Below are 22,700 nucleotides of genomic sequence, written 5' to 3' on the forward strand. Positions count from 1 at the left end.
AGACACCGGACAGCGGGATGGTACATGTTAGCGACGGACAATCCGCAGCCGAATGCCCCCGGCGCTCCGCACAGTAAGATGCGCAACTGGGACAGGCGAGGTATCTTCGGCAAGCTCGACTTTGAGATGCCGCAGGATGGTTGCAAGCATCAATACTCCTTCGAGCATCGCAAAACCGGCACCGGGGCAGACACGCGGGCCCGCGCTGAAAGGCATATAGGCCGTGCGCGCTGATGCCTGTCCTTCGGGCGTTTGCCAACGGGCGGGGTCAAAATTGTCCGGATGATCCCAAAGTCGGCTGTGCCGGTGCAGATGCCACGGGCTAAGAACAATCTGAGCGCCGTGCCGCACCGTACGACCTCTGAAAACCTCAGTTCGGATTGACTGGCGCACCATCATTGGCACCGGCGGATAAAGCCGAAGTGTTTCCCGGAACACGTCGCGGGTGACACGCAAACGCGACATTCCAGAGATATCTTCTGGTCCGCCCTCGCCAGCTTCTGCAGCAATCTTTTCTTGCCACTCGGGATAAAGCGCCAGCAAATAAAGTGCCCACGCAAGACCAGACGCGCTGGTTTCATGTCCTGCGAGGAAAAAAATCGCGACCTGATCCACCATTTCCGCCGCCTCAAACAATGCGCCGGTTTCGGGGTCGGGTGTCGTCATGATCTTTGTGGCGAGGTCGTCCGGTGCCTGTCCTGCATCAATCATTGTCTGACGGTCTTGCACGAGCCTTGTAATCAATTCGCGGATTTCAGCGGCACTGGCGCGCGTTGTGCGACGGAACCCACGGGGCACCCAGTGCGGCAGCGGCAAAAACGCAGCAACGTTGAGGATAGGTTGGCTGCGTTGATAGGTTTGGAACGCCGCGTAGGTGCGGGCCGCAATCGTATCGCTGATCGGTAAGGAAAATAACGTACGAAAGATGACGTCTGCGGCAGCGTGGCTGGCTTCTGCTTCGATGTCGAGAACTTGGTCCGCCTGTTTCTCTAGCCGCGCTGCGGTCGCTTCAGCAGCCGCTGCAATCGCTGCGAAACTGTCGCGCAGTCTTCCGCGCTCAAAGGCAGGGTCAATAATGCGGCGTTGACGCGCCCATATATCGCCATTGGTCAGGAACACCGAGTTGCCTAAGAGCGGGCGCAACCCCTCGCCCACCCTGTCCGATTTGGGAAAATCCTCTGGCCGGTCGCGCAGCACCCGCTGGATCAATGTTGGATCGTTTGCGAGATAACTACGAAAAAAAGGCGTTTTGAACTCGGCCATCCATGCACGATAAAGGCGCTCCGGCTGCGCTGACAGAATATCACGGCGGAACAGTCGCATGTACTGCCAGAGCGAGACACGATCCGCGCGCGAAGCAGGCTTGGGTGGCAACGACGGGTCGATCACGGGCGCACCGACGTGTACTTACTGATGGATTTTTCCAACCGAGACTTGGATGGTGGCCGTCCCGCGTACCGCGCATGAAGTGTCCTTGGGCCTGCCGTGATCTGAAAGTAGTCGTAATCGCGTGGCTGATCAAAGGCGCAAAGGTATTGAAAATGCAGCCGAAAGAAACGCCACCGCAGTGCACGCCACCGTGCCGGAGAAAGGCTTTGACTAAAGGCCGCCGAAAAAACCAGCGGCGCTCTTTTCTTTTCGGTGCTCTGGCCCGAGACCGCCACAGGATCACACAGCGCAAAGCAACACCCGTCGCCCGGTGCAGTGACATCAACCCACGTCAGTTCGGACCGTGTCGAAAGGTATCGCAGGTCTGCGCGCAGCCGCTCTCCGTGCGGCAGGAACGACAGCATTGGCACAACATGCCCCAATGTCAGTAGCGCCAGACGGGGCCTGCCTGCAGGGATTTCTCGCCGGCGGATCAGATCAGCCAGCATGCTGATGCTCAGATGCGCGCCAGACGAATGGCCCACCACGAGCACCTCGTCAAAGTCGGCATCGAGGGCGGCGGCAACCTTTTCCCGAAACACAAGCAGACGGTTTTCAAGTTCGGTCGCGTACGCGCCTTGATGTGAAGCGCTGTAGGCAAAATCATGCATCAGGTAGTAGGCAAAAAATCTGCCATCGTTCCGCTGGAACCAGCGCAGAACCAAGTAAGCGACCAGCACAGCCAGACACAACTGGCCGACAAAAGGCACAGTTGGCTGAAGTTTTGCGACGATCTGGGCAGACGCCCACCCCGCACCAAGGGCCAGCACCAGTTGCAGGATCAATCCAAACAACGGGTAAAGCGCCGCGATGACTGGTCCCTTGCGCAGCCGCATGAGACGCCAGAGCGCACCCGTGGACAGGTAGATCCATGCGGTGCGGACAAGTGCGGCATAGGTGGCAAATATTCCACGCGGTCGACTGGCTTGAACGAGGTCTGACCACGACAGGACCTCTATCTGCACGTCAACCGCTTCGTCATCGATGACCGAAGTAACCTGCCAACCATAGCCCTCCCCGGGCAGAGGGCCTGCCATTGCGATCGAGTACCCCGACACAGATGCCTGCTCCTGTGCTTCGCGACGGTAAAGTTCACGGTATCTACGCGGCGGAAACGGGTCATAGCCCGGCAGGTAAAAGACCTTGCGTCTGAAGGGGCTTGCGCTCATGTTCTGGCCTTTTGTCTCTGCCGGCGGTGCCAGCGACACAATCACCTTAGAGGGATCAGCCCAAAGTTGCCAAGGCTGGGAACTGTTCGAGAAGCCACCACGAAAACCACGTGAAGGCACCCGTCACCATTGCAATCCCCACAAGCAGAAGCAATGCGCCCATTGCCCGCTCAATCGTTTTCATATGGCGTTTCAGACGGTTCATCACATCCATTGCCCGCGTGATGAAAAGCGCAGCCAGCAGGAATGGGATGCCAAGACCCGCAGCATAAACCCCTAGTAAAAGCGTGCCACGCCCAACAGATGCCTCTGAAGCGGCCAGAGAGAGGATCGCGCCCAGTTGCGGGCCGATACAGGGTGTCCACCCAAATGCGAAGGCGAGACCGAGAATATAGGCGCCAAAACTGGACCCGCCTTTATCGCCCGCGTCCATCCGCGCTTCGCGATCTAAAAACCCGATGCGAAAAACACCCAGAAAATGCAGCCCAAAGACAATGATCACGACACCGGATATGCGGGCGAACAACAGCTGGTTCTGAAGGAAAAACGCACCGAATGCCGATGCAGTAAACCCAAGGATCAAAAAGACAGTAGACAGTCCCATCACAAAGAAGAGCGCCGCGACGAACGCCCGGCGGCGCGCGGCAGTCTCACCCGCCATGTCATTCAGGCTGACCCCGCCCATGTAGGCAAGATAGGGCGGCACAATCGGCAGCACACAGGGGCTCAGAAAGCTGATCACCCCGGCTAAAAGTGCAACCACCATCGCAGGAACCAGCCCTGCATCTATGATCTCAATACCAAACACCCTTTTCCCCTAGCTGATCTTTTGCGGGCCGTCACCCCAGCAGGCGGTCACATCCTTGTGGACAGTTTGAAACATCACTCCTATGTCAGAAACATGGAAAACAATCCCAACTTTCTAGATGCCACAGGACTGCTCTGCCCCCTGCCCGTGCTCAAGGCCCGAAAAAGGCTACAGGCGCTGGCGAGCGGGGATGATCTCACTGTTAAAGCAGACGACCCTGCAGCAATTGTCGATGTGCCGCATTTTTGCGCAGAGACCGGGCATGAACTGGTTTCAAGCGACCTAGACGGTCCGGTCCAGACCTACGTAATCCGAAAAAAGTAATTCTATTGAAAAGAGGGCGAGAGTTGCCTCCACGCCCCCTATTCAGACTTAAATGCCGCGCTTAGCTGCCGAGCGACCACCAGCCTTTGCGTTTTGGCTTCGCTGGCGTGTCGTTGGCCGGCTCTGCCGCGACGGGTTCGGGTGTGGCCAGTTCAACTGCCGCTGGCTCAGGTGCCGCTTCTTTTGGTTCCGGCTGGGGTGCCGGCTCGGATACATCGCCCTTTGGAGCAACCGCAGCTTCCGTCACTTCGGCGACCGGCGCTGCGTCAGATGGCACAGCTTCAGCAGGCGCAGCTGCGTCCTTCTCTACGGGCTTTTTAGCGCGACTGCTGCGCGTGCGTTTCGGTTGGGCAGGCTTTTCCGCCGCCACCTCATCAGTCGCTACAGGTTCAGCCGAACTCTGCCCGTCTGCTTCAGTCGCTGTTGACTGGGCCGCGTCTTCGGCTGGCGCTTTCTTTTTCCGGCTTCGCGAACGGGTGGATTTGGCTTTCACCGGCTTTTCCTCGGCGGCATCATCGGATGCCTCTTCAGGTGCGGGTGTATTCGCGCCATCAGTGCCATTTACGGAAGGCTGAGGCGCCTCAGCGTTATCAGACGACACATCCTGATTTTCGCCGTTCTGCGATTCATCCCGCGTCGCCTGCTCGGTGCCGGAGGACTTGCTGCGGCTCCGACGGCGGCGGCGACGGCGCCGTTTGGGTTTGCCTTCGCCCTCTGCTTCAGTCGGCATCGGATCACCGGGTGCGGCTGGTGCTTCGTTTGCATCAACTTCGTCGGCATCCACTTCATCCATCAAAGAGGTATCGACAGACACGACCGGTGCTGCGACCGCTGACACAACGCGTGTCGCTGTCTTGAATTTCTCCATGGAGAAGTCGGGGCTCACCAAATGCGGGTCGCCCTCGATCCTTACAGATAGCCCGTACCGGCCCTCGATCTGCGCGATATGTTCGCGTTTCTGGTTCATGAGGAAGTTGGCAATACCGACTGGTGCTTTGATAAGCACCTCACGCGAACGCTTGCGCGTGCCTTCTTCTTCGATCTGACGCAGGATCGACAGGGCAAGATTGTCATCGGACCGGATGAGGCCGGTACCGTGACAGGCCTGACAGGGTTGCGTTGTCGCTTCGATCATGCCCGGCCGCAGGCGTTGGCGGCTCATTTCCATCAAACCGAAACCGGAAATGCGACCAACCTGGATGCGTGCACGATCCGTCTTGAGTTTGTCCTTCATACGCTTTTCGACGGCGGCGTTGTTTTTGCGCTCGTCCATATCGATGAAGTCGATCACGATCAGGCCCGCAAGGTCACGCAAGCGCAACTGGCGCGCCACTTCTTCGGCGGCTTCGAGGTTTGTTTTCAGCGCCGTCTGTTCAATCGAACCTTCCTTGGTGGCCCTGCCAGAGTTCACATCCACGGCCACAAGCGCTTCGGTCACACCGATCACGATATACCCACCGGACGGCAACTGAACGGTCGGATTGAACATCGATGCCAGATAACTCTCCACCTGATAACGGGCGAACAGCGGCAAGCCTTCGGTATAGAGCTTCACGTTCTTGGCGTGGCTTGGCATGATCATTTTCATGAAGTCCTTGGCGATGCGGTATCCGCGCTCGCCCTCGACATAGACTTCATCGATCTCGCGATTGTAGAGGTCGCGGATCGAGCGTTTGATCAGGTCGCCTTCTTCATAAATCTTAGACGGCGCAATCGATTTCAGCGTCAACTCGCGGATTTGCTCCCAAAGTCGTTGCAAATACTCGTAGTCGCGCTTGATCTCGGCCTTTGTGCGTTTCGCACCTGCCGTGCGAACGATAAGCCCTGCGCCCTGCGGTACATCGATCTCGTTTGCAATTTCCTTCAGCTTCTTGCGATCAGCCGCGTTTGTGATCTTGCGACTGATGCCGCCGCCACGGGCCGTGTTTGGCATCAGGACGCAATAGCGACCTGCAAGGCTTAGATACGTGGTCAACGCCGCGCCCTTGTTGCCGCGTTCTTCTTTGACGACCTGCACCAGTAGAATCTGGCGGACCTTGATCACTTCCTGGATCTTGTAGCGCTTGGGCCGTGGTTTTCGCGCAGGCCGGATATCTTCTGAATCGTCGTCATCTGCGACGGATTCGATGCTATCATCCTTGGCAGCAGCATCCGATTTACGCGGCGTTTCATCGTCGCCGTCATCATCACCCGGCGCTGCCTCAATGGCTTCGTCGGAGTCCTCCGCCTCTGCTGCAACAGTATCATCAGCTGTATCTGCCTCTGCGGCAGAATCATCAGCTTCCGCCTCGGTGCCGACAGATGCATCAGTTGCCGTGTCTTCTTCGGGTTCTTCAACTGGCGTTTCTGTCACCCGTTCCATCGGGGACGTGCCTTCCTCATCGTCGAGGTCGATGGTCTCCATTCCCTCGATCTGATCGGCATCTACCTCTTTGGTCGCTGTTGCGTCGTCGGTAGCAGCTTCTTCAGCTTTCGGTTTAGACCGGCTGCGCGAACGGCGGCGCTTGGGTTTTTCATCCTCGTCTTCCTTGGCGCGCTGAGCTTCCGCATAGGCACGCTCCTCCTCCATCAGGGCCTGACGGTCCGCAACGGGGATCTGGTAGTAATCCGGGTGAATCTCTGAAAACGCAAGGAATCCATGGCGGTTGCCGCCATAGTCTACAAATGCCGCCTGAAGCGACGGTTCGACCCGTGTTACCTTTGCGAGATAGATGTTGCCAGCAAGCTGGCGTTTGTTTTCGGATTCAAAGTCAAACTCCTCAACCTTGTTTCCGTCCACCACCACAACGCGCGTTTCCTCCGCGTGGGTGGCATCGATAAGCATTTTCTTAGCCATATTACCAAATTGCACAGCCGCAGCCTGTCCAAACCCGGGGGATCGGACAGATGCGGAATATGTCTTGTCAGGGCGATGTGAGACACGCGGACAGGCCGGGCCGCAGGGGTCCTCGGGTATCTGCTCAATATATTTGCGCGCGTCATCGCGGTTCTTCTCCGACACGGGCGCACATACGCAGCCTCGCATCCGTTTATTAACTGCGCATCACCGGGTTATTTCCCCATGTGGCACGTCAGCGGTTCGTTAGCCGTTTCCGGCTCAATCGGTCTGCACGGGGGGCTCGAAAATATCCGGCCTTGCGCCATACAGCGAAACTCTCTTCGACGCGCTACGCAATTCGCATGCGTCGATCCCCCTAATTAATGCGGATGGGTATCAAAATACAATGGGCAATCTATGCGGCAGCGCAGCAAATCTCTCGCATAGCGGGCATTAGGGCCTTTCGATACCGGTCAACGGTCACATCCGGCACAAGTGCCTTTGTCCAAAAGTCATCGAGTTCTGCGTTCACAGGCACAAACTGGCATCAGAAAGTGGTGGCAACGTCCGCCACAGTTGCAAGCCAATACAATAAAAGCCTGCGGGATGGTTCGCTGCTGGCAGTGGCAAAATAAATCTTTGAAAAATCGGGGCTGTCTCGGGGACGTTTCCAATACGTTTCTGAGAATTATTCACCTGCTAATATTTATGATACTTGGCATGCTCATCGCCTCGATCAGCACCTCATCTGCGGCGGCGGCCCTGACCGCGTCGCCTGTAAGTTCAGGTCAAGACATAGGGTTGATCACGCTGGAATTTGCGGACAGCAACGGAAACGGCCTGCTTGATTTCAAAGAAATAACTGGTTTTCCGCCAGTCTCAACCCGGCGCGATCCTCGCTGGAAACTTGGAAGCTATTAATATTCAGCAAGTTCCGAGCATCGACGGCCTTAGCGTCGTGGGAGGCAACTTTGGCAAAGCAAATGCGGGTTTGTGGGTGTTCGGCGTCGCAAACGGAAATTCGACGCTTGTCCACAAATCCGAATGGACCTATTCGCTGTCAGGGCTGGAACCAACGGCTGTTCCGCCTCCAGCGTCTATCGTATTTCTGTTGGTTGATCTCTTGGGGTTAACGAGGTTGCGGCGGCTTCAGACTTTCTGACACCAGCAGCTAAAGATAATCCGAACGCTGTAGCCCGTATTTGGCCATTTTTTCGTTCAGCGTTCGGCGCGGGAGACAAAGTTCGTCCATCACACTGGCAATCGATCCCCTGTGCCGACGCATGGTGTTGTCGATCAGCATCCGTTCGAATGCCTCAACATATTCTTTGAGAGGTTTCCCCTCGGTCGTCATAACAGGTTGCATTTCTTCCGGATCGGTCATGAGCAGCGATGCAATTGTGCCAGAGCCACGACGCGACTGGAGAACGGCACGTTCAGCCACATTGATCAGCTGGCGCACATTGCCCGGCCACGGTGCCTGCAAAAGCTGTGCGGCCTCCTGCGCCGTAATCTTGGGTGCATCGCATCCATATTCCTCGGAGAACTGTTCGCTCAGCCGTGTAAACAACGTCAAAATATCCTCACCGCGCGCGCGCAACGGCGGCACTGTGATCCGCAGCGCGGCGAGCCTGTAAAAAAGGTCTGGGCGCAGAACATCTTCTGTAGAACGTCCCACTTCCTGTAAATTCGAAATGGCAACGATTCGAGTTTCGGCAGGCGTCCCCTGATCGTTGATAACACTGAGAAGCCGCGCCTGCATCGTTTCGCTGAGTGCTTCGACGTCCTCAAGCACCAATGTTCCACCGCGCGCCTCTTCTACTGCGGGAAGTTGCGCATCCTCTGGCATCATCGGCCCGAACAGACGTTTGGCCAACGCGTCCTCTTCAAATGCTGAGCAGCTGACCAGAACGAACTTGCGCCCCGCACGGCTGCCAACAGCGTGTAATGCGTGGGCAACAAGTGTTTTGCCTGTGCCTGTCTCACCGTCGATCAAAACATGCCCATCAGCCTGACCAAGATCCAGAATATCTTCACGCAAACGCTCCATAACCGGGCTTTGACCGATCAGCTTTTTCATCAGCGTACCGCCATCGCTCAACTCTCGACGCAATGCACGGTTATCCATGACGAGACGGCGGGCGCCCGTGGCTTTCTTCGCCAGTTCCGACATGCGGTCCGGATTGAACGGCTTTTCAAGAAAGTCAAAAGCACCGACGCGCATCGCCTCAACCGCCATCGGCACGTCGCCGTGCCCGGTAATCATGATAACCGGCAGCGCGCTATCGTTGCCCATGAGCTTTTTGAGAAACTGCATCCCGTCCATACCGGGCATTCGGATATCCGAGATAACGATGCCCGGGTATTCTGGCCCCAAAGCCTTGAGCGCGTCTTCTGCAGAGCTGAATGTTTCCGTGTCATACCCCGACAATGCCAGCCATTGGCTGATCGACTGGCGCATATCCTGCTCATCGTCCACGATCGCGATCTTCATAGCCTGTGCCATGGTCTACTCCGCTGCCTGTGTTTTGGGTTCGTCGCCGGAAATCGGCAATTGCATTTCAAAAACGGCGCCGCCATTTTGTCCGTTTCGGGCTGTCAGGCGACCGCCGAGGTCTGTCACGATCTGGCTGGAAATGGCAAGACCTAACCCAACGCCATCGCCGGGTTGCTTGGTTGTATAAAAGGGCTCAAACAGCGATTCGAGGTCTTCAATGCCGGGGCCGTTGTCACGCACGCTCAGCGTTGCGGTCTCACCAGCCGACAGCATCACTTCGATTTTCGGGTTGCGCGCGGACTGTGTGGCGTCAATGGCATTGCGCAGGAGGTTCACGATGACCTGTTCGATGCGCAACCTGTCGCCCATGACAAGAACCGCACTTTCGGGAACGATCCGGCTGATTTGCACCTGTCGCTGGCGCAGTTGCGGTTCCATCATTGCAAGACTCGAGGCAAGCGCATCGCCCATATCCACAAGGGCAAATGCCTCCTGCCCTTTGCGCGCATAAGACTTGAGTTGCCGCGTTATACCTCCCATCCGCTCGATCAGGTCATCAATTCTGCCAAAGGAACTGAGCGCCTCATCCGGCCGGTTGCGCCGCAGCAACAAGCGCGCGCCCGCGAGGTAGGTTTTCATCGCCGCGAGGGGTTGGTTCAGTTCGTGACTAACCGCCGCGGACATTTCCCCCAAAGCGGCCAGCTTGCTTGATTGCTCCAGCGTCTGCTCGGCCACGGCAAGCGTTTCCTGAACACGTTTCCGCTCGGCGATTTCTCGCTGCAGCGCCGCGTTCAGTGACCGCAATTCGGCAGATTCCCGCTGGAAAAGCGCCATCCGCAACGCTGTGCGACGGCTCAATGCATAGAATGTCAACGCAAGGAGAATCGCAAAACCCATGATCTCAAGGGCAAGGACCCCGTTCACCCGCTCGCGCACAGAGGCATATGTCGTAAAACTGACCATCTTCCATCCGCGAAACGGAATGCGGCTCTCCAGCCGCATCACCGCTTCGCCCTGAAGGTAGGCATCCGGCGGCAGTGCCGTCCAGTCGGCCGTGGCTTGGATCGCGCGCTGGATCGCGTTTTGCGGTGTCTGCCGGGCCAGTGCTTCCTCTTCGGTACGGCCTCGCCACCGTGGCTCGGTTGTTAGAATAATGGTTCCGGTACTGTCCGTAACGATCACTGCATCCGAAATGCCCGCCCAGGCCCGGCCAAACTTTTGCAGATCGACCTCTACGGTGATGACGCCAAGCACATCCGGCCCCATCTGGACACGCCGGGAATAGACAAACCCATATCCGCCACCTTCGCGTTCTGCGACGCTAAAAATAGTTGCATTGGCACGGATTGCGTCGACGAAATAAGCCTCTGATCGGTGGTTCGATCCCAGTCGATTGCGGTCTGTGGCGGCCACGGTGCGCCCGTCAATATCCAGCAGCATCAAAGATGCGGCGCCGATCTCCTCGACGAAAGAGATCAACCGGCGTGTAGACGCGGTATAGTCGGCCGAATTCAGCGCCCCAATCAATTCGGGATCCCGCGCCAGCAACTGCGGTACGATGGCCGCCTGACGCAACTCGGCCAGCAGATTACCAGAGTACAGCGCGAGGCGCAGCTCGGCGCGGTCACGCGTGCTGTCAGTAAAACGATCAGTCAGCAATTTGTTCGTGACCGACACGACAATCACGGCGACAACCAGCAACACGGCCACAACCATGCGCATCCGCCACGTACTGGCGAACGTCTCATGCCCTGAAGTGCTTTGCGCTTCCATAGCGCGAGGTTACGCCAAAGCAGCAGCCGGGCTCAAGTCACACTGACGCCAGCGACCGTGTCAATGCGCGAAAGAGCGCTTGGCCATCCGTGCCGCCATGGGTTGGGTCCGCGGCGCGCTCAGGGTGCGGCATCATCCCCAGAACTCGGCGGTTTTCTGACAAAATACCTGCGATATCGGCGCGCGCACCGTTAGGATTGTCTGTATAGGTAAAGGCGACGCGATCCTCACCCCGCAGACGCGCAACAATGTCATCGTCGGCAAAGTAGTTTCCATCGTGATGTGCGATCGGAATGTTGATTGTGTCGCCTGCGTTGTACCCTTCGGTAAAGGAGGATGCAGAGGTTTCGACCTTCAATCCCACGGTCTTGCAGATGTATTTCAGTCCTGCGTTGCGCAGCAGTGCTCCGGGCAATAGGCCGGTTTCTGTCAAAACCTGAAATCCATTGCAGATTCCGATGACATAACCGCCCCGCTGTGCATGAGCGATGACCGATTTGCAAATCGGCGAGTTCGCGGCGATGGCACCACAGCGCAGATAATCCCCGAATGAAAAACCACCCGGAATGCCAATGATGTCAACGCCTGCGGGCAAATCGGTGTCCTTGTGCCAGACACGCGACACTTTCGCGCCTGCAGCCTCGAATGCCACGGCAAGGTCGCGATCACAATTTGACCCCGGAAACACCACAACCGCCGCATGCATCAGGCGATCTCCACGCTATAGGATTCGATAACAGTATTGGCGAGCAGCTTTTCACACATCGCCTCCACGTCAGCTTCCGTTGCGCCATCCTCAAGATCAAGCTCAATCACCTTGCCCTGACGAACGCCACGCACCCCATCAAATCCCAAAGCTCCCAGCGCATGCCGAACCGCCTCCCCCTGTGGGTCCAGCACCCCGTTCTTCAGCATCACGTGCACCCGTGCCTTCATCGCGCCCACCGCTCCCTTGTCATCTTGCCAAATAAACTCAAATTCGTATCGCCCGTCATCAGTTGATCAGTGTTGGCTTACTCACTGCAGGTGTCGTTTTAGGCATCACGCCCAAACGCTGCGCAACCTCAGTATACGCGTCTGTCAGGCTACCCAGATCACGCCGGAAAACATCCTTGTCCAGCTTCTGACCAGTTTCGATGTCCCACAACCGACAGCTGTCCGGGCTTATTTCATCAGCAATGATCAAGCGTTGGAAATCGCCGTCATAGACGCGACCAATCTCGATTTTGAAATCGACCAGGCGAATGCCCACAGCCATCATTACGCCGGACAAAAAGTCGTTAACCCGCAAAGCAAGACTGAGGATATCGTCCATGTCTTGCTGACTGGCCCAGCCAAAGGCAGCAATATGTTCCTCGGTCACGAGTGGGTCGCCCAACTTGTCGTCCTTCAGGCAGTATTCCACGACAGGCCGCGGTAACTGGGTACCTTCCTCAAGCCCCAAGCGCTTTGCCATAGTGCCCGCGGCATAATTCCGGACGATCACTTCCAACGGAATAATCTCTGCCGAGCGCACAAGCTGCTCGCGCATATTCAGCCGCTTGATGAAGTGTGTAGGAATCCCGATCTGAGCCAGTCCGGTCATAAAGAACTCGCTCAGACGGTTGTTCAAAACGCCTTTGCCCTCGATCACAGCCTTCTTCTCCGCATTAAATGCGGTGGCGTCATCCTTGAAATACTGCACGATCGTGCCCGGTTCGGGGCCCTCATAGAGGATCTTTGCCTTACCTTCGTAGATTTTCTTGCGCCGGGCCATGGGCGTCCTTTCGCGATCACAGGCCCCATCCAGCGGGGGCGTGTCTGCGCTCCTCTTAGTGCAACTACCTGGGTGCTGCAAGATTGCAAGGCTTGCGTCCCTGCGCGCAAACTTCCATATGTTAGAAAATATCTCACTTACGCGCAGGAGACACGCGATGACCACCTTTGATGACCGCGAAAACGCCTTTGAGAACAAATATGCCCACGACGCAGAAATGCAGTTCAAAGCCGAAGCGCGTCGTAACAAGCTGCTAGGTTTGTGGGCCGCCACATTGCTGGGCAAGACCGGTGACGACGCACTTGAGTATGCAAAGGAAGTCGTTAAGTCCGATTTTGAAGAAGCCGGAGAGGAAGACGTCTATCGCAAAGTATCCGGTGATCTGGGCGACAAGGCCGACGAGCAGACCATTCGCAAGCAGATGGCCGCGCTGATGGTAGAGGCGAAGAACCAATTGATGAGCGAGACCTGACAACCGGCTCGGATTCACACGAAAAGATCGCGTTCCAATCGGCGCGATCTTTTTTTGTGACAATAGAATAATGGAGCTCATAAAAATGATGAATATTATGAGTTTGCCTCACAACACCCCACATGCGACATGAAAACACCGCGTTTATCGGAGAACCAGTCATGTCCAACCCTTTCGTCGCCCTGCTTGATGAAAAGCACACGCTTCTGGCAGATGGCGCCACTGGCACCAATCTGTTCAACATGGGGTTGATGTCAGGTGATGCCCCAGAGCTTTGGAACACAGAACAACCCAAAAAAATCGAGCAGCTTTATCGCGGAGCAGTCGATGCGGGCAGTGACCTGTTCCTGACGAATTCCTTTGGCGCCAATGCGTCGCGGCTCAAGCTGCACGGGGCACAGAAACGCGCTCACGAATTGTCCCGTGTCGCGGCTGAAATCGCCCGCGACATTGCGGACACTGCCGGTCGCAAGATCATCGTCGCGGGGTCAGTTGGCCCCACCGGCGAAATCATGGAGCCGATTGGTGCGCTCAGTCACGCGCTGGCAGTAGAAATGTTTCATGAAACGGCGGATGGCCTGAAAGAAGGCGGCGCCGACGTCGGCTGGTTGGAAACGATCTCCGCCCCCGAAGAGTACCGCGCCGCGGCCGAGGGCTTTGCCCGTGCCGGAATGGATTGGTGTGGTACGATGAGCTTTGACACCGCCGGCCGTACAATGATGGGCGTTACCAGCGCTGACATGGTGCGCATGGTTGATGATCTGGGCGACAGCGCACCGCTCGCCTTTGGTGCGAATTGCGGCACGGGTGCGTCTGATCTTTTGCGCACAATTCTTGGGTTTGCGGCTCAGGGAACGGAACGTCCGATCATTGCCAAAGGAAACGCGGGCATCCCGAAATACGTCGACGGCCATATCCATTATGATGGCACGCCAGCGCTGATGGCGGATTATGCCGTGATGGCGCGCGCTTGTGGTGCCAGAGTCATCGGCGGTTGCTGCGGAACGATGCCCGAACACCTGCGCGAAATGCGCGAAGCGCTCGACACACGGCAAATGGATCATCCACCTTCGCTTGAGGAAATCGTTGACCGCCTGGGGCCGTTTTCTTCGGCAGCCGACGGCACAGAGGAAGCGGTCGGGCCGACCCGTCGTAGTACTCGCCGCCGACGCCGAGCATAACCCAACAGGTATTCGTGACTGGCACAGTGACAGAAATTTCAACAACTTCGCGTCGCACCAGAGTCACTCTATGTCGCAATTTGAAAAGTGAAATCGTGGCAGTGCTGTCAAATGACCGCACGCGATCCCTGCTCGGTCAGGCCGAAGAAAAGGAATATCCATGTCGGACGAAGATGACATCATTCTCTCGGAACTGGACGACGAAGAGCTTGTCCAACAAATGTTCGACGACCTCTACGACGGTCTGAAAGAGGAAATCGAAGAAGCTGTGAACATCCTGCTCGAACGGGGATGGCAGCCGTACGACATCCTCACAAAGGCGTTGGTGGGCGGTATGACCATTGTCGGCCATGACTTTCGGGATGGTATCCTGTTTGTACCCGAGGTGCTCTTGGCGGCGAACGCCATGAAGGGCGGCATGGCCATTCTGAAACCACTTCTGGCCGAAACCGGCGCCCCCCGCGTTGGCAAGATGGTGATCGGGACCGTCAAGGGCGATATTCACGACATCGGCAAAAATCTTGTTTCCATGATGATGGAAGGTGCTGGTTTCGAAGTGGTCGATCTGGGCATCAACAATGCGGTTGAGAAATACCTCGAAGCGCTGGAGACCGAAAAGCCGGAAATCCTCGGCATGTCGGCGCTTTTGACCACGACGATGCCATACATGAAGGTTGTGATCGACACGATGGTCGAACAGGGTATCCGTGACGATTATATCGTTCTCGTTGGCGGCGCACCGCTGAATGAGGAATTTGGCAGGGCCATCGGCGCAGATGCCTACTGCCGCGATGCCGCTGTTGCGGTTGAAACGGCAAAAGAGTGGGTTGGACGCAAGCACAATCAGAAATCTGCCTGACGACTTTCGTCACCAAGGGGGGCACGCAGCCGCACATGCAACCCGATGATACAGTTCTGACAGAAGACGGCCTGCCCCTTAACCGGCAGGCCGGCTCGGTTTTGGTGATTGCTTGCGGCGCGCTCGCACGAGAGATACTTGATCTCAAAGCCGCAAACGGATGGTCTCACATCGACCTTACTTGCCTACCCGCAAAGCTGCACCTCTACCCCGACCAGATCACACAAGCCGTGCGCAAGGCCGTCGATCGCCACCGGTCGTCATACCAGCAAATTTTCGTGGCCTACGCCGACTGCGGAACAGGTGGTCAACTTCGCGCTGCATGCGATGAAATGGGGCTGGAAATGATCGCAGGCCCGCATTGCTACAGCTTTTTTGAAGGCAATGACCGGTTTGCCGAAAACGAAGACGCGCTTGGCACGTTTTACCTCACAGACTTCCTTGTGCGCCAGTTCGACGCTTTTATAGTCAAACCAATGGGTCTCGACCGGCACCCAGAGTTGCGTGATATGTATTTCAGCAACTATGAGAAACTGGTTTATCAGGCCCAGACCGACGACGAAGCCCTAACCGAAAAAGCCCGCGCTTGTGCGGACCGCTTAGGTCTCGCTTTCGAGCGCCGTTTTACAGGTTACGGCGATCTGGCTTCCGATCTGAAAAAACTCTGATCGTGACTTTGCCGGACTGCTGCATGGTGAGTTCTGTACGGCACGTGCCAGCCGTGGGCGGGCTTCTACCCGGCGGCTTCGGTGCGGATACGATCAATCATGGCGCGCAACCCGTTGGAACGCTGCGCCGACAGGTGATCGTTCAGGCCCAAACGCCCCATTTCTGCGCGGGCATCAATTTCCGAGACCTGCGGCAGAGCGACGCCGTTGTAAAGCTTGCGCAAAACAGCGATCAGGCCGTTGACGATCATTGCGTCGCTTTCGCCTTCAAAGAACATCGCGCCGTCCTTCGGCGTCACATGAAGCCACACTTGACTTGCGCATCCATCAACTTTGGTGGCAGGCACCTTCAGGGCATCTGGAAGCGGCGTCATTGACTTGCCCTCTTCGATCACCATCCTGTAACGATCTTCCCAATCGTCCAAAAACTCAAAATCTTCAACCAGCTCTTCAAATGCTGCCTGTGCCATGCGTGGCCCTCGTTGTGCGTTCGCGCAAACACCTAGGCGTCGTGCCGTGAAAGGTCCAGCCCCAAAGCGGACGCTTTTCAAACCCCGGCAATTAGGCTACGCAAAGACAAACAGCCGAAAACGAGCAGAATGATGCTGAAACCGATATCCGCTATCCTTGTCGCGACACTTGTGCTTACAGGGTGCACGACCATTCGCGAGAGCAACGCAAACCCATTTAACTGGTTTGGTGGAAGCGAACCGACCGGCGCAGTTGTTCCGCAGGATGCCTTGGAAGAAAATCCGCTGATCCCGACGCCCGGCCCGGTAAGAGCCGGCCGCCAAGAGCGCGCGCGTTACAAAGGCACGCCAATTGATGCAGTGACAGATGTGACAGTTGAAAGGATACCAGGCGGCATCTTGTTGCGGGCAACGGGTCTTGCAGCCACCCAAGGGGTGCATGACGCCCGCCTGACGCCTGAAAGCGAAGATGGCCCTGTAGACGGGGTACTGTCGTTCCGTCTCGAAGCTCTGAACGATCCCGAAAATCTTACCCAAGGACCATCGCAAACCCGCGACGTTATTGTGGCCACGCGCTTGACCGATCAAGATTTGGGTGCGACGCAAACCATCAGGGTTTCCGGTGTAAACAACACAATCGAAGTTCGCCGCCGCTAACCCTGATTTGTGCTTGAACGCAAACGCGCCGTATCAAGTCAGTGGCACCACGCGCACCGCACCATTCTCCGCCGCAAGCGCTATACGGCCGGCACAAAGCTCTAGGGCTTCTTCCCCAAAAACCTCATGCCGCCACCCCTTCAGCGCGGGGACGTCACGCACACCGGCAGCAATCGCATCGAGGTCAGCAGCCGGAGCAATCAGTTTAGCGGCAACCCCGGCACTTTCCGTGCGCGCCTTTAACAGCACGCGCAGCAGGTCCGCCAGGGCCGGGTTGACCTGAAGTTTGTCACGCGATCTGTCCGGTTTGGGCATCTCGTCGGATGGACACGACACGCCGCGCGCCACAGCCTTCAGAATACCATCGGCGATGTCACCGCGCCGCGCCTCGCGCAGCAACAGGCGCGACCGACCAAGATCGTCATTGCTTTTTGGCTTATTCGACGCCAATTCCACCAAGGCATCGTCCTTGAATACGCGGTTACGCGGAATGTTGCGCGCTTGCGCATAGGTTTCACGGAATGCCGCGAGCTCACGCACTACCGCCAGAAACTTGGGTGAATTGGTCCGGGTTTTGACACGCCGCCATGCCTCGTGCGGCTGCATGACATATGTTTCCGGGCTGGTGAGTACCGTCAGTTCCTCGGCAACCCAGCGACTGCGCCCGGTCTCTTCCAGCTTCTCAGCTAGAAATTCGTAAATACCACGCAGATGCGTGACATCTGCTAATGCATATTTCTTTTGGGCCTCTGTCAAAGGCCGCCGCGACCAATCAGTGAATCGCGAAGTCTTGTCGAGCGGATTTCGAGTTATCTTGCGCACGAGGGTCTCGTATCCAACCTGCTCACCAAAGCCGCAAACCATTGCTGCGACCTGTGTGTCAAACAACGGCTCTGGAAATACCTGCGCATCTACGTAGAAAATCTCAAGATCTTGCCGAGCAGCGTGAAAAACCTTGACCACGGACGTGTCGCGAAACAGGTCGTACAGCGGCTCAAGCGAGATGTCATTTGCAAGCGGATCAACCAGACAGGCAGAGCTGTCATCCTCTCCCGGCATGGCAAGCTGAATCAGGCACAGTTTGGAGTAATACGTCCGTTCGCGCAGGAACTCGGTATCGACGGTAACATAAGGGTGCCGGGCCGCCTCAGCACAAAAGGCGGCCAATTCCTGCGTGGTGGTCAGTGTCTTCATCCGGGTATCACTTTGGTGTTGTCGTTTTTATTATTCCGCCACCCCGTCATGATTTTGTTACACGACCATTGCGGGAATGACCAGCGCCTCATCATGCTCCCGTTCCATCTATAAAGAATGGTGTCCGGTTGCCTTCCACAAAGCGGCGAAGAACCTTTGGGTAGAGTTGATGTTCGAGTTTTAGTACGCGGGCAGCAAGACTTTCCGCAGTGTCATTCGGATGCACTGTCAGGCGCGCCTGTCCTAGGATCGGCCCGTCATCAAGTAGCGGCGTAACCTCATGAACGGTGCATCCATGGTCGGTGTCACCTGCTTCTAGCGCCCGAGCATGTGTGCGTAACCCTTTGTATTTGGGCAAAAGAGAGGGATGGATGTTTAGCATACGACCACGCCACGGATCGACAAATTCTGCCGTCAGTTTTCGCATAAATCCGGCAAGACAGATTACATCTGGCTTATGCTCGGCAAGCGCCCCCATCAAAGCATGTTCAAAGGCAATCCGATCCCCATGAAACGGCTGGTGACGTACAACCTCCGTAGCGATGCCGCGCTCTTCAGCCCGCTCCAACCCGGCAGCCGCCGGATCATTTGCAAGAACAACGCAAGGGCGCGCGGGATGATCCCCGGTCATGCTGTCGACGAGAGCAACCATATTGGACCCGCCGCCCGAAATGAAGATCGCGACGCGCTTGCTCACGAAAGCTGCCCGGAATACACGACGCCTGTCTCGGCGTCGGTCACCCGACCCAGACGCACCACCGTTTCGCCGGCTTCTTCCAACAACGAATGCAGCGCATCGGCCTCGGTCGCAGAAACCACCAGCACCATGCCGATGCCGCAATTGAATGTCTTGAGCATCTCATCGTGTGAGATCCCGCCGGCCTGTGTCATCCATGAGAACACCGGCGGCAGTTGCCAAGCGTTCAGGTCGATTTCTACACCCAAATCACCCGGCAGGATACGCGGTAGGTTTTCGGTCAATCCGCCGCCCGTAATATGGGCAAGAGCGTGGACGCCCCCTGCGCGGATCGCGCTGAGCGCCTGCTTGACATAAAGCCGTGTCGGCGTGAGCAACGCTGCCCCGACGCTTTGTCCATCGTTCCAAGGACAGGAATCATCCCAGCCCAGTCCGGAAAGGTCTACCAATTTGCGCACCAGACTGTATCCGTTCGAATGCACGCCATCTGAGGCCAGCCCCAACAGGATGTCCCCCTGCGTTACGTCTCGCGGAAGTGCGCCCCCACGCTCCATGGCACCAACGGCAAATCCCGCCAGATCAAAGTCTCCCGGAGGGTACATACCTGGCATCTCGGCGGTTTCGCCGCCGATCAACGCACACCCGGCTTTCTCACAGCCCAAAGCAATGCCTTCAATAATGCGCGCCGCCTTTTCCGTCTCGAGCGCGCCGGTAGCGAAGTAGTCCAGAAAGAAAAGTGGCTCGGCCCCCTGACACACCAGATCATTGACGCACATCGCCACCAAATCGACACCCACGCCATCCACGTGACCTGTATCGATGGCGATGCGCAGCTTGGTGCCGACCCCATCGGTTGCGGCGACCAGAACCGGATCGGTGTAGCCTGCGTCCTTTAGATCGAACAGCGCGCCAAAGCCGCCCAGACCTGCCATCACGCCAGGGCGATTGGTGCGTTTTGCCGCTGGCTTGATACGATCTACCAGCGCATTACCAGCGTCGATATCGACCCCTGCGTCCGCATAGGTGATGCCATTCTTGGGCAAAGTCATGCGCCAAACCTTCCTGTGCTGCGATGTCTTTGCGCGGGTTAGAACATTCGCGCCACAACTGCAATGCAAACCACTGCAGCATCACTCTTGACGGGCCAGATCGTTGGGCTTAGGCACAGGTTCATGGCGGGCCTGTAGCTCAATCGGTTAGAGCAGAGCGCTCATAACGCTTTGGTTGCGGGTTCAAGTCCTGCCGGGCCTACCATACCACTTATTCCTGCCAGTTTGGTTACACGTGCCGCGTCAGCGTGCAATCACGATGTCCGCTTGCAGGCCACCGAGCTTTTCCGATACTCCCAGTCGTAAAATGCCACCGTGCGCGCGCGCAATATCGGTGGCAATGGCAAGGCCAAGGCCGACACCACCGCCCTTGTCTTGATTGCGGGCCGGATCCAGCCGTGTGAACGGTCTTGTGGCTTCGGCGCGGCGGTCTTCCGGTATACCGGGGCCATCGTCTTCGACACGTATGCGTAAAGACTTCTCGCTTAGCATCACAGAGACTTCGGCCTTGGCACCGTAGCGAACCGCATTGCTGACCAGATTGTCGAGCGCGCGTCGTATCGCAACAACATTTAGCTCGACCATCCCTTCACCATCGCCGTCTTGCGCCACCAGCGTGACATCACGGCCCGCGCGCTGCGCTTTCTTGACGACATCTTCGACCAGTGCGCGTGGATCAACCGGTTCTGGCTCGCCCTCACTAGCGCCTTTGACGAAGCTGAGAAACGCGTCCAGCATGCCTTGCATGTCGTCTACGTCTTGCTCCAGCAATTCTCGGTCGGCATCCTCAAGCATTGATATGCCCAGCCGCATTCGGGTTAGCGGGGTTCGCAAGTCGTGGCTGACCCCCGACAACATGAGTGTGCGCTGTTCGATCTGTCTTTCGATGCGATTGCGCATGTCGAGAAATGCGTTACCGGCTGCGCGAACTTCTATCGCACCCGACGGCGTGTAGTGCACGTTGCGACCGCGGCCAAAGGCCTCGGCGGCACGGGCAAGACGCTTGATCGGACGAAGTTGACCACGCAGGTATAAGATCGCAACAAAAGTAATCAAAGCACCAAAAAACAACATGTTGACGAAAAGCTGGTGCGGGTTTGAAGCCGAGATTCGCGCCCGATCAAAGCTGAGCCGCATCGGACCGTATCTGCTGTCAGCATAAAGCTGCACACGCCTGTCATCGGTCAGATCAATCGCGGATATCCGGGGGACACGATCCGGAAGGTGCTGCACGATGACCCGCCCGGAAAAATCATACCAGTTGCGCAACATCTGGTCCGGTACGTCATCTTCACTGACAGGGGTCGCCGTTAACGCGAGTTGACCGGCCTGCTCTATCACGGCTGAAGGAACAGAACCGCGATCAGTCGCTTGATCGGCAATATCGAGCACCAGTCGCACTTCGCGCGCGACCGCGTTAGACATCTGTTTGGTCACGTCCTCAAAGTGGCGGGTCAGAAAAAGGACCGTTACCACCAATTGCAGCGCCACGATGGGCAGCAGCAAGATCAGCACCGCGCGTGCATACAGACTGCGCGGCATATAGTGTTTGAGCCAGCCAAAGTTCATGCGTTAAACCTATCCACGCAGCCGCCCATAAGAAAGAGCCAATCCCCGATGAACCCAGACGAATTTGACCCGCCTGTGTGCGTAGCAGAAACGTTGGAGCCCGGGTTACGTCGGATCGTTGCTCCGAACCCGTCTCCGATGACGTTTCGGGGCACTAATACCTATCTTCTTGGCACGCGTTCACTGGCCGTCATTGACCCCGGTCCGTCCAGCGATGAACATTTGACAGCGATCCTGTCTGCCGTGGGTTCTGATCAGCATATCAGTCACATCATCGTAACCCACGCACACCTTGACCACGCACCGCTGGCCGCGCCGCTGGCACGCCACACGAAGGCACCAGTGTATGCATTCGGGCCGGCGTCCGCTGGCCGATCCCCGATCATGCAAAGGCTCAGTGACAGCGGGTATGCAGGCGGTGGCGAAGGGTTGGATCACAGCTTTGCCCCAGACCGACTGCTGGCAGATGGTAGCACGTTAATCGGGGATGATTGGGAGCTGGAGGTGATACACACACCGGGCCACTTGGGCAATCACATCTGTCTGGCTTGGCAAGACCGCTGCTTTACAGCCGATCACGTCATGGGATGGGCCAGTTCGTTGGTATCGCCGCCTGACGGCGATCTGACGGACTTCATGGCGTCTTGTGACCGCCTGAAAGAACGATCTTGGCGTACCTTTTATCCAGGTCACGGCGCGCCAGTCGATAATCCTGCAGCGCGCCTGAATTGGCTGATTGCGCACCGGAATGCACGTGAAGCAGCCGTGATCGACGCGCTGGTAAATGGACACCACACTGCCTCAGAAATAACCGCGCAGGTATACCAGGATACCCCCAAAGCCATGTGGCCTGCGGCACAACGCAACGTACTCGCGCATCTTGTCCACCTGCTCGGCAAATCCAAGGTTGAAACAACTGGAAGCTTCTCTGAACAAAGCCATTTCCGCTGGGTCGGCAACCGCGACGAATAAATTGCAGATTTGCCGCAAAAGCCTCTGGACGAGTGTTTTTACCACTGCTATATCGCGCAAACCGTTCCGGCGTAGCTCAGCGGTAGAGCAGTTGACTGTTAATCAATTGGTCGTAGGTTCGATCCCTACCGCCGGAGCCATTAATCCAATTCACACATTGTTTTAATTGAACAACTTTTACTAAGTTGCCCTTTGATCCCCTCTCCTTCCCCGCCGCTCGAACGAGCCAAAAAGCACTGGAAGCCATCTACAGTGCGGGTCAAACAATGGGCTCACTGTTGATTAGATCGCTTGGGTCAATCGAACTACTGCGTTGTGCAACTTAGAAAACTGCGGAAA

General features: G+C 56.9%; 22 protein-coding genes and 2 tRNA genes. 10 read left to right on the forward strand and 14 right to left on the reverse strand.

The annotated features are described in order from the left end of the window. Window positions 1–27 precede the first annotated feature (27 nt). The 3 genes from AC2D8V_RS07085 to AC2D8V_RS07095 all read right to left on the reverse strand — a co-directional run bounded on the left by AC2D8V_RS07085 (window position 28) and on the right by AC2D8V_RS07095 (window position 3,405). On the reverse strand, window positions 28–1,323 hold the full coding sequence (locus tag AC2D8V_RS07085) for a cytochrome P450 (protein ID WP_484733870.1): 1,296 nt from the start codon (window positions 1,321–1,323) through the stop codon (window positions 28–30). 62 nt (window positions 1,324–1,385) lie between these two features. Next, a complete protein-coding gene (locus tag AC2D8V_RS07090; protein WP_484732834.1) occupies window positions 1,386–2,597 on the reverse strand; it encodes a hypothetical protein in 1,212 nt (403 codons plus the stop codon). Window positions 2,598–2,652: 55 nt separating this feature from the next. Continuing rightward, window positions 2,653–3,405 (reverse strand): cytochrome c biogenesis CcdA family protein, encoded by a 753-nt coding sequence (locus AC2D8V_RS07095; RefSeq protein WP_484732835.1) that lies wholly within the window; start codon window positions 3,403–3,405, stop codon window positions 2,653–2,655. Between the two features lie 93 nt (window positions 3,406–3,498). Between AC2D8V_RS07095 and AC2D8V_RS07100 the strand changes: the two genes are divergently transcribed. Next, on the forward strand, window positions 3,499–3,729 hold the full coding sequence (locus AC2D8V_RS07100) for a sulfurtransferase TusA family protein (protein WP_484732836.1): 231 nt from the start codon (window positions 3,499–3,501) through the stop codon (window positions 3,727–3,729). A 61-nt stretch (window positions 3,730–3,790) separates the two neighbouring features. Here AC2D8V_RS07100 and AC2D8V_RS07105 read toward each other — a convergent pair whose 3' ends face one another. Continuing rightward, window positions 3,791–6,565 (reverse strand): Rne/Rng family ribonuclease, encoded by a 2,775-nt coding sequence (locus AC2D8V_RS07105; protein ID WP_484732837.1) that lies wholly within the window; start codon window positions 6,563–6,565, stop codon window positions 3,791–3,793. A 558-nt stretch (window positions 6,566–7,123) separates the two neighbouring features. On the opposite strand from AC2D8V_RS07105, the gene AC2D8V_RS07110 reads away from it, so the two are divergent. Then, window positions 7,124–7,468, forward strand: coding sequence for a hypothetical protein (locus AC2D8V_RS07110; protein ID WP_484732838.1), 345 nt, complete (start codon window positions 7,124–7,126; stop codon window positions 7,466–7,468). Between the two features lie 250 nt (window positions 7,469–7,718). On the opposite strand, the gene AC2D8V_RS07115 is transcribed toward AC2D8V_RS07110, so the two are convergent. From AC2D8V_RS07115 to purC, 5 genes are read right to left on the reverse strand one after another with little or no spacing between them, the layout of a single operon-like run. Next, window positions 7,719–9,053 carry a sigma-54-dependent transcriptional regulator gene (locus AC2D8V_RS07115; RefSeq protein ID WP_484732839.1) on the reverse strand — a complete coding sequence of 445 codons (1,335 nt, stop codon included), beginning with the start codon at window positions 9,051–9,053 and terminating at the stop codon, window positions 7,719–7,721. Window positions 9,054–9,056: 3 nt separating this feature from the next. Continuing rightward, on the reverse strand, window positions 9,057–10,817 hold the full coding sequence (locus AC2D8V_RS07120; RefSeq protein ID WP_484732840.1) for a sensor histidine kinase: 1,761 nt from the start codon (window positions 10,815–10,817) through the stop codon (window positions 9,057–9,059). A 37-nt stretch (window positions 10,818–10,854) separates the two neighbouring features. Continuing rightward, complete coding sequence (gene purQ, locus AC2D8V_RS07125; protein WP_484732841.1) at window positions 10,855–11,523, reverse strand: phosphoribosylformylglycinamidine synthase subunit PurQ; 669 nt, start codon at window positions 11,521–11,523, stop codon at window positions 10,855–10,857. Beyond that, window positions 11,523–11,753 (reverse strand): phosphoribosylformylglycinamidine synthase subunit PurS, encoded by a 231-nt coding sequence (gene purS / locus AC2D8V_RS07130; protein ID WP_484732842.1) that lies wholly within the window; start codon window positions 11,751–11,753, stop codon window positions 11,523–11,525. Before purS ends, purQ begins: the two co-directional genes overlap by 1 nt. Window positions 11,754–11,811: 58 nt before the next feature. Then, window positions 11,812–12,573 (reverse strand): phosphoribosylaminoimidazolesuccinocarboxamide synthase, encoded by a 762-nt coding sequence (gene purC, locus AC2D8V_RS07135; RefSeq protein ID WP_484732843.1) that lies wholly within the window; start codon window positions 12,571–12,573, stop codon window positions 11,812–11,814. Between the two features lie 157 nt (window positions 12,574–12,730). On the opposite strand from purC, the gene AC2D8V_RS07140 reads away from it, so the two are divergent. The 4 genes from AC2D8V_RS07140 (at window position 12,731) to AC2D8V_RS07155 (ending at window position 15,753) form a co-directional block, all read left to right on the forward strand. Then, a complete protein-coding gene (locus AC2D8V_RS07140; protein WP_484732844.1) occupies window positions 12,731–13,045 on the forward strand; it encodes a DUF1476 domain-containing protein in 315 nt (104 codons plus the stop codon). A 161-nt stretch (window positions 13,046–13,206) separates the two neighbouring features. Then, the gene (gene bmt / locus AC2D8V_RS07145; RefSeq protein WP_484733871.1) at window positions 13,207–14,226 is read left to right on the forward strand and encodes a betaine--homocysteine S-methyltransferase; all 1,020 of its coding nucleotides are present in this window, start codon (window positions 13,207–13,209) and stop codon (window positions 14,224–14,226) included. 160 nt (window positions 14,227–14,386) lie between these two features. Beyond that, window positions 14,387–15,085: a corrinoid protein gene (locus tag AC2D8V_RS07150; protein ID WP_484732845.1), complete on the forward strand. Its 699-nt coding sequence runs from the start codon at window positions 14,387–14,389 to the stop codon at window positions 15,083–15,085. A 35-nt stretch (window positions 15,086–15,120) separates the two neighbouring features. Next, window positions 15,121–15,753, forward strand: a complete 633-nt coding sequence (locus tag AC2D8V_RS07155) for a DUF1638 domain-containing protein (RefSeq protein WP_484733872.1) — start codon at window positions 15,121–15,123, stop codon at window positions 15,751–15,753. Window positions 15,754–15,818: 65 nt separating this feature from the next. Here AC2D8V_RS07155 and AC2D8V_RS07160 read toward each other — a convergent pair whose 3' ends face one another. After that, window positions 15,819–16,223 (reverse strand): SufE family protein, encoded by a 405-nt coding sequence (locus AC2D8V_RS07160; RefSeq protein WP_484732846.1) that lies wholly within the window; start codon window positions 16,221–16,223, stop codon window positions 15,819–15,821. Window positions 16,224–16,352: 129 nt separating this feature from the next. Between AC2D8V_RS07160 and AC2D8V_RS07165 the strand changes: the two genes are divergently transcribed. Continuing rightward, window positions 16,353–16,880: a hypothetical protein gene (locus tag AC2D8V_RS07165; protein WP_484732847.1), complete on the forward strand. Its 528-nt coding sequence runs from the start codon at window positions 16,353–16,355 to the stop codon at window positions 16,878–16,880. A gap of 33 nt (window positions 16,881–16,913) precedes the next feature. Here AC2D8V_RS07165 and rnd read toward each other — a convergent pair whose 3' ends face one another. The 3 genes from rnd to purM all read right to left on the reverse strand — a co-directional run bounded on the left by rnd (window position 16,914) and on the right by purM (window position 19,820). After that, a complete protein-coding gene (rnd, locus tag AC2D8V_RS07170; RefSeq protein WP_484732848.1) occupies window positions 16,914–18,074 on the reverse strand; it encodes a ribonuclease D in 1,161 nt (386 codons plus the stop codon). 91 nt (window positions 18,075–18,165) lie between these two features. Continuing rightward, complete coding sequence (gene purN, locus AC2D8V_RS07175) at window positions 18,166–18,771, reverse strand: phosphoribosylglycinamide formyltransferase (RefSeq protein ID WP_484732849.1); 606 nt, start codon at window positions 18,769–18,771, stop codon at window positions 18,166–18,168. Beyond that, entirely contained in the window at window positions 18,768–19,820 is a 1,053-nt protein-coding gene (purM, locus tag AC2D8V_RS07180) for a phosphoribosylformylglycinamidine cyclo-ligase (protein ID WP_484732850.1), read from the reverse strand. Before purM ends, purN begins: the two co-directional genes overlap by 4 nt. Before the next feature lie 128 nt (window positions 19,821–19,948). Between purM and AC2D8V_RS07185 the strand changes: the two genes are divergently transcribed. Then, window positions 19,949–20,025: transfer RNA gene (locus AC2D8V_RS07185), tRNA-Ile, on the forward strand. Between the two features lie 38 nt (window positions 20,026–20,063). On the opposite strand, the gene AC2D8V_RS07190 is transcribed toward AC2D8V_RS07185, so the two are convergent. Beyond that, window positions 20,064–21,389: an ATP-binding protein gene (locus tag AC2D8V_RS07190; RefSeq protein WP_484732851.1), complete on the reverse strand. Its 1,326-nt coding sequence runs from the start codon at window positions 21,387–21,389 to the stop codon at window positions 20,064–20,066. 48 nt (window positions 21,390–21,437) lie between these two features. Here AC2D8V_RS07190 and AC2D8V_RS07195 point away from each other — a divergent pair, with 48 nt between their 5' ends. Together AC2D8V_RS07195 and AC2D8V_RS07200 are read left to right on the forward strand one after the other, a co-directional pair. Continuing rightward, complete coding sequence (locus tag AC2D8V_RS07195) at window positions 21,438–22,361, forward strand: MBL fold metallo-hydrolase (RefSeq protein ID WP_484732852.1); 924 nt, start codon at window positions 21,438–21,440, stop codon at window positions 22,359–22,361. Between the two features lie 65 nt (window positions 22,362–22,426). Then, a tRNA-Asn gene (locus AC2D8V_RS07200) sits at window positions 22,427–22,501 on the forward strand. The last annotated feature ends 199 nt before the right edge of the window (window positions 22,502–22,700 follow it).

The sequence above is a fragment of the Roseobacter sp. YIN89 genome (genome assembly GCF_057219365.1).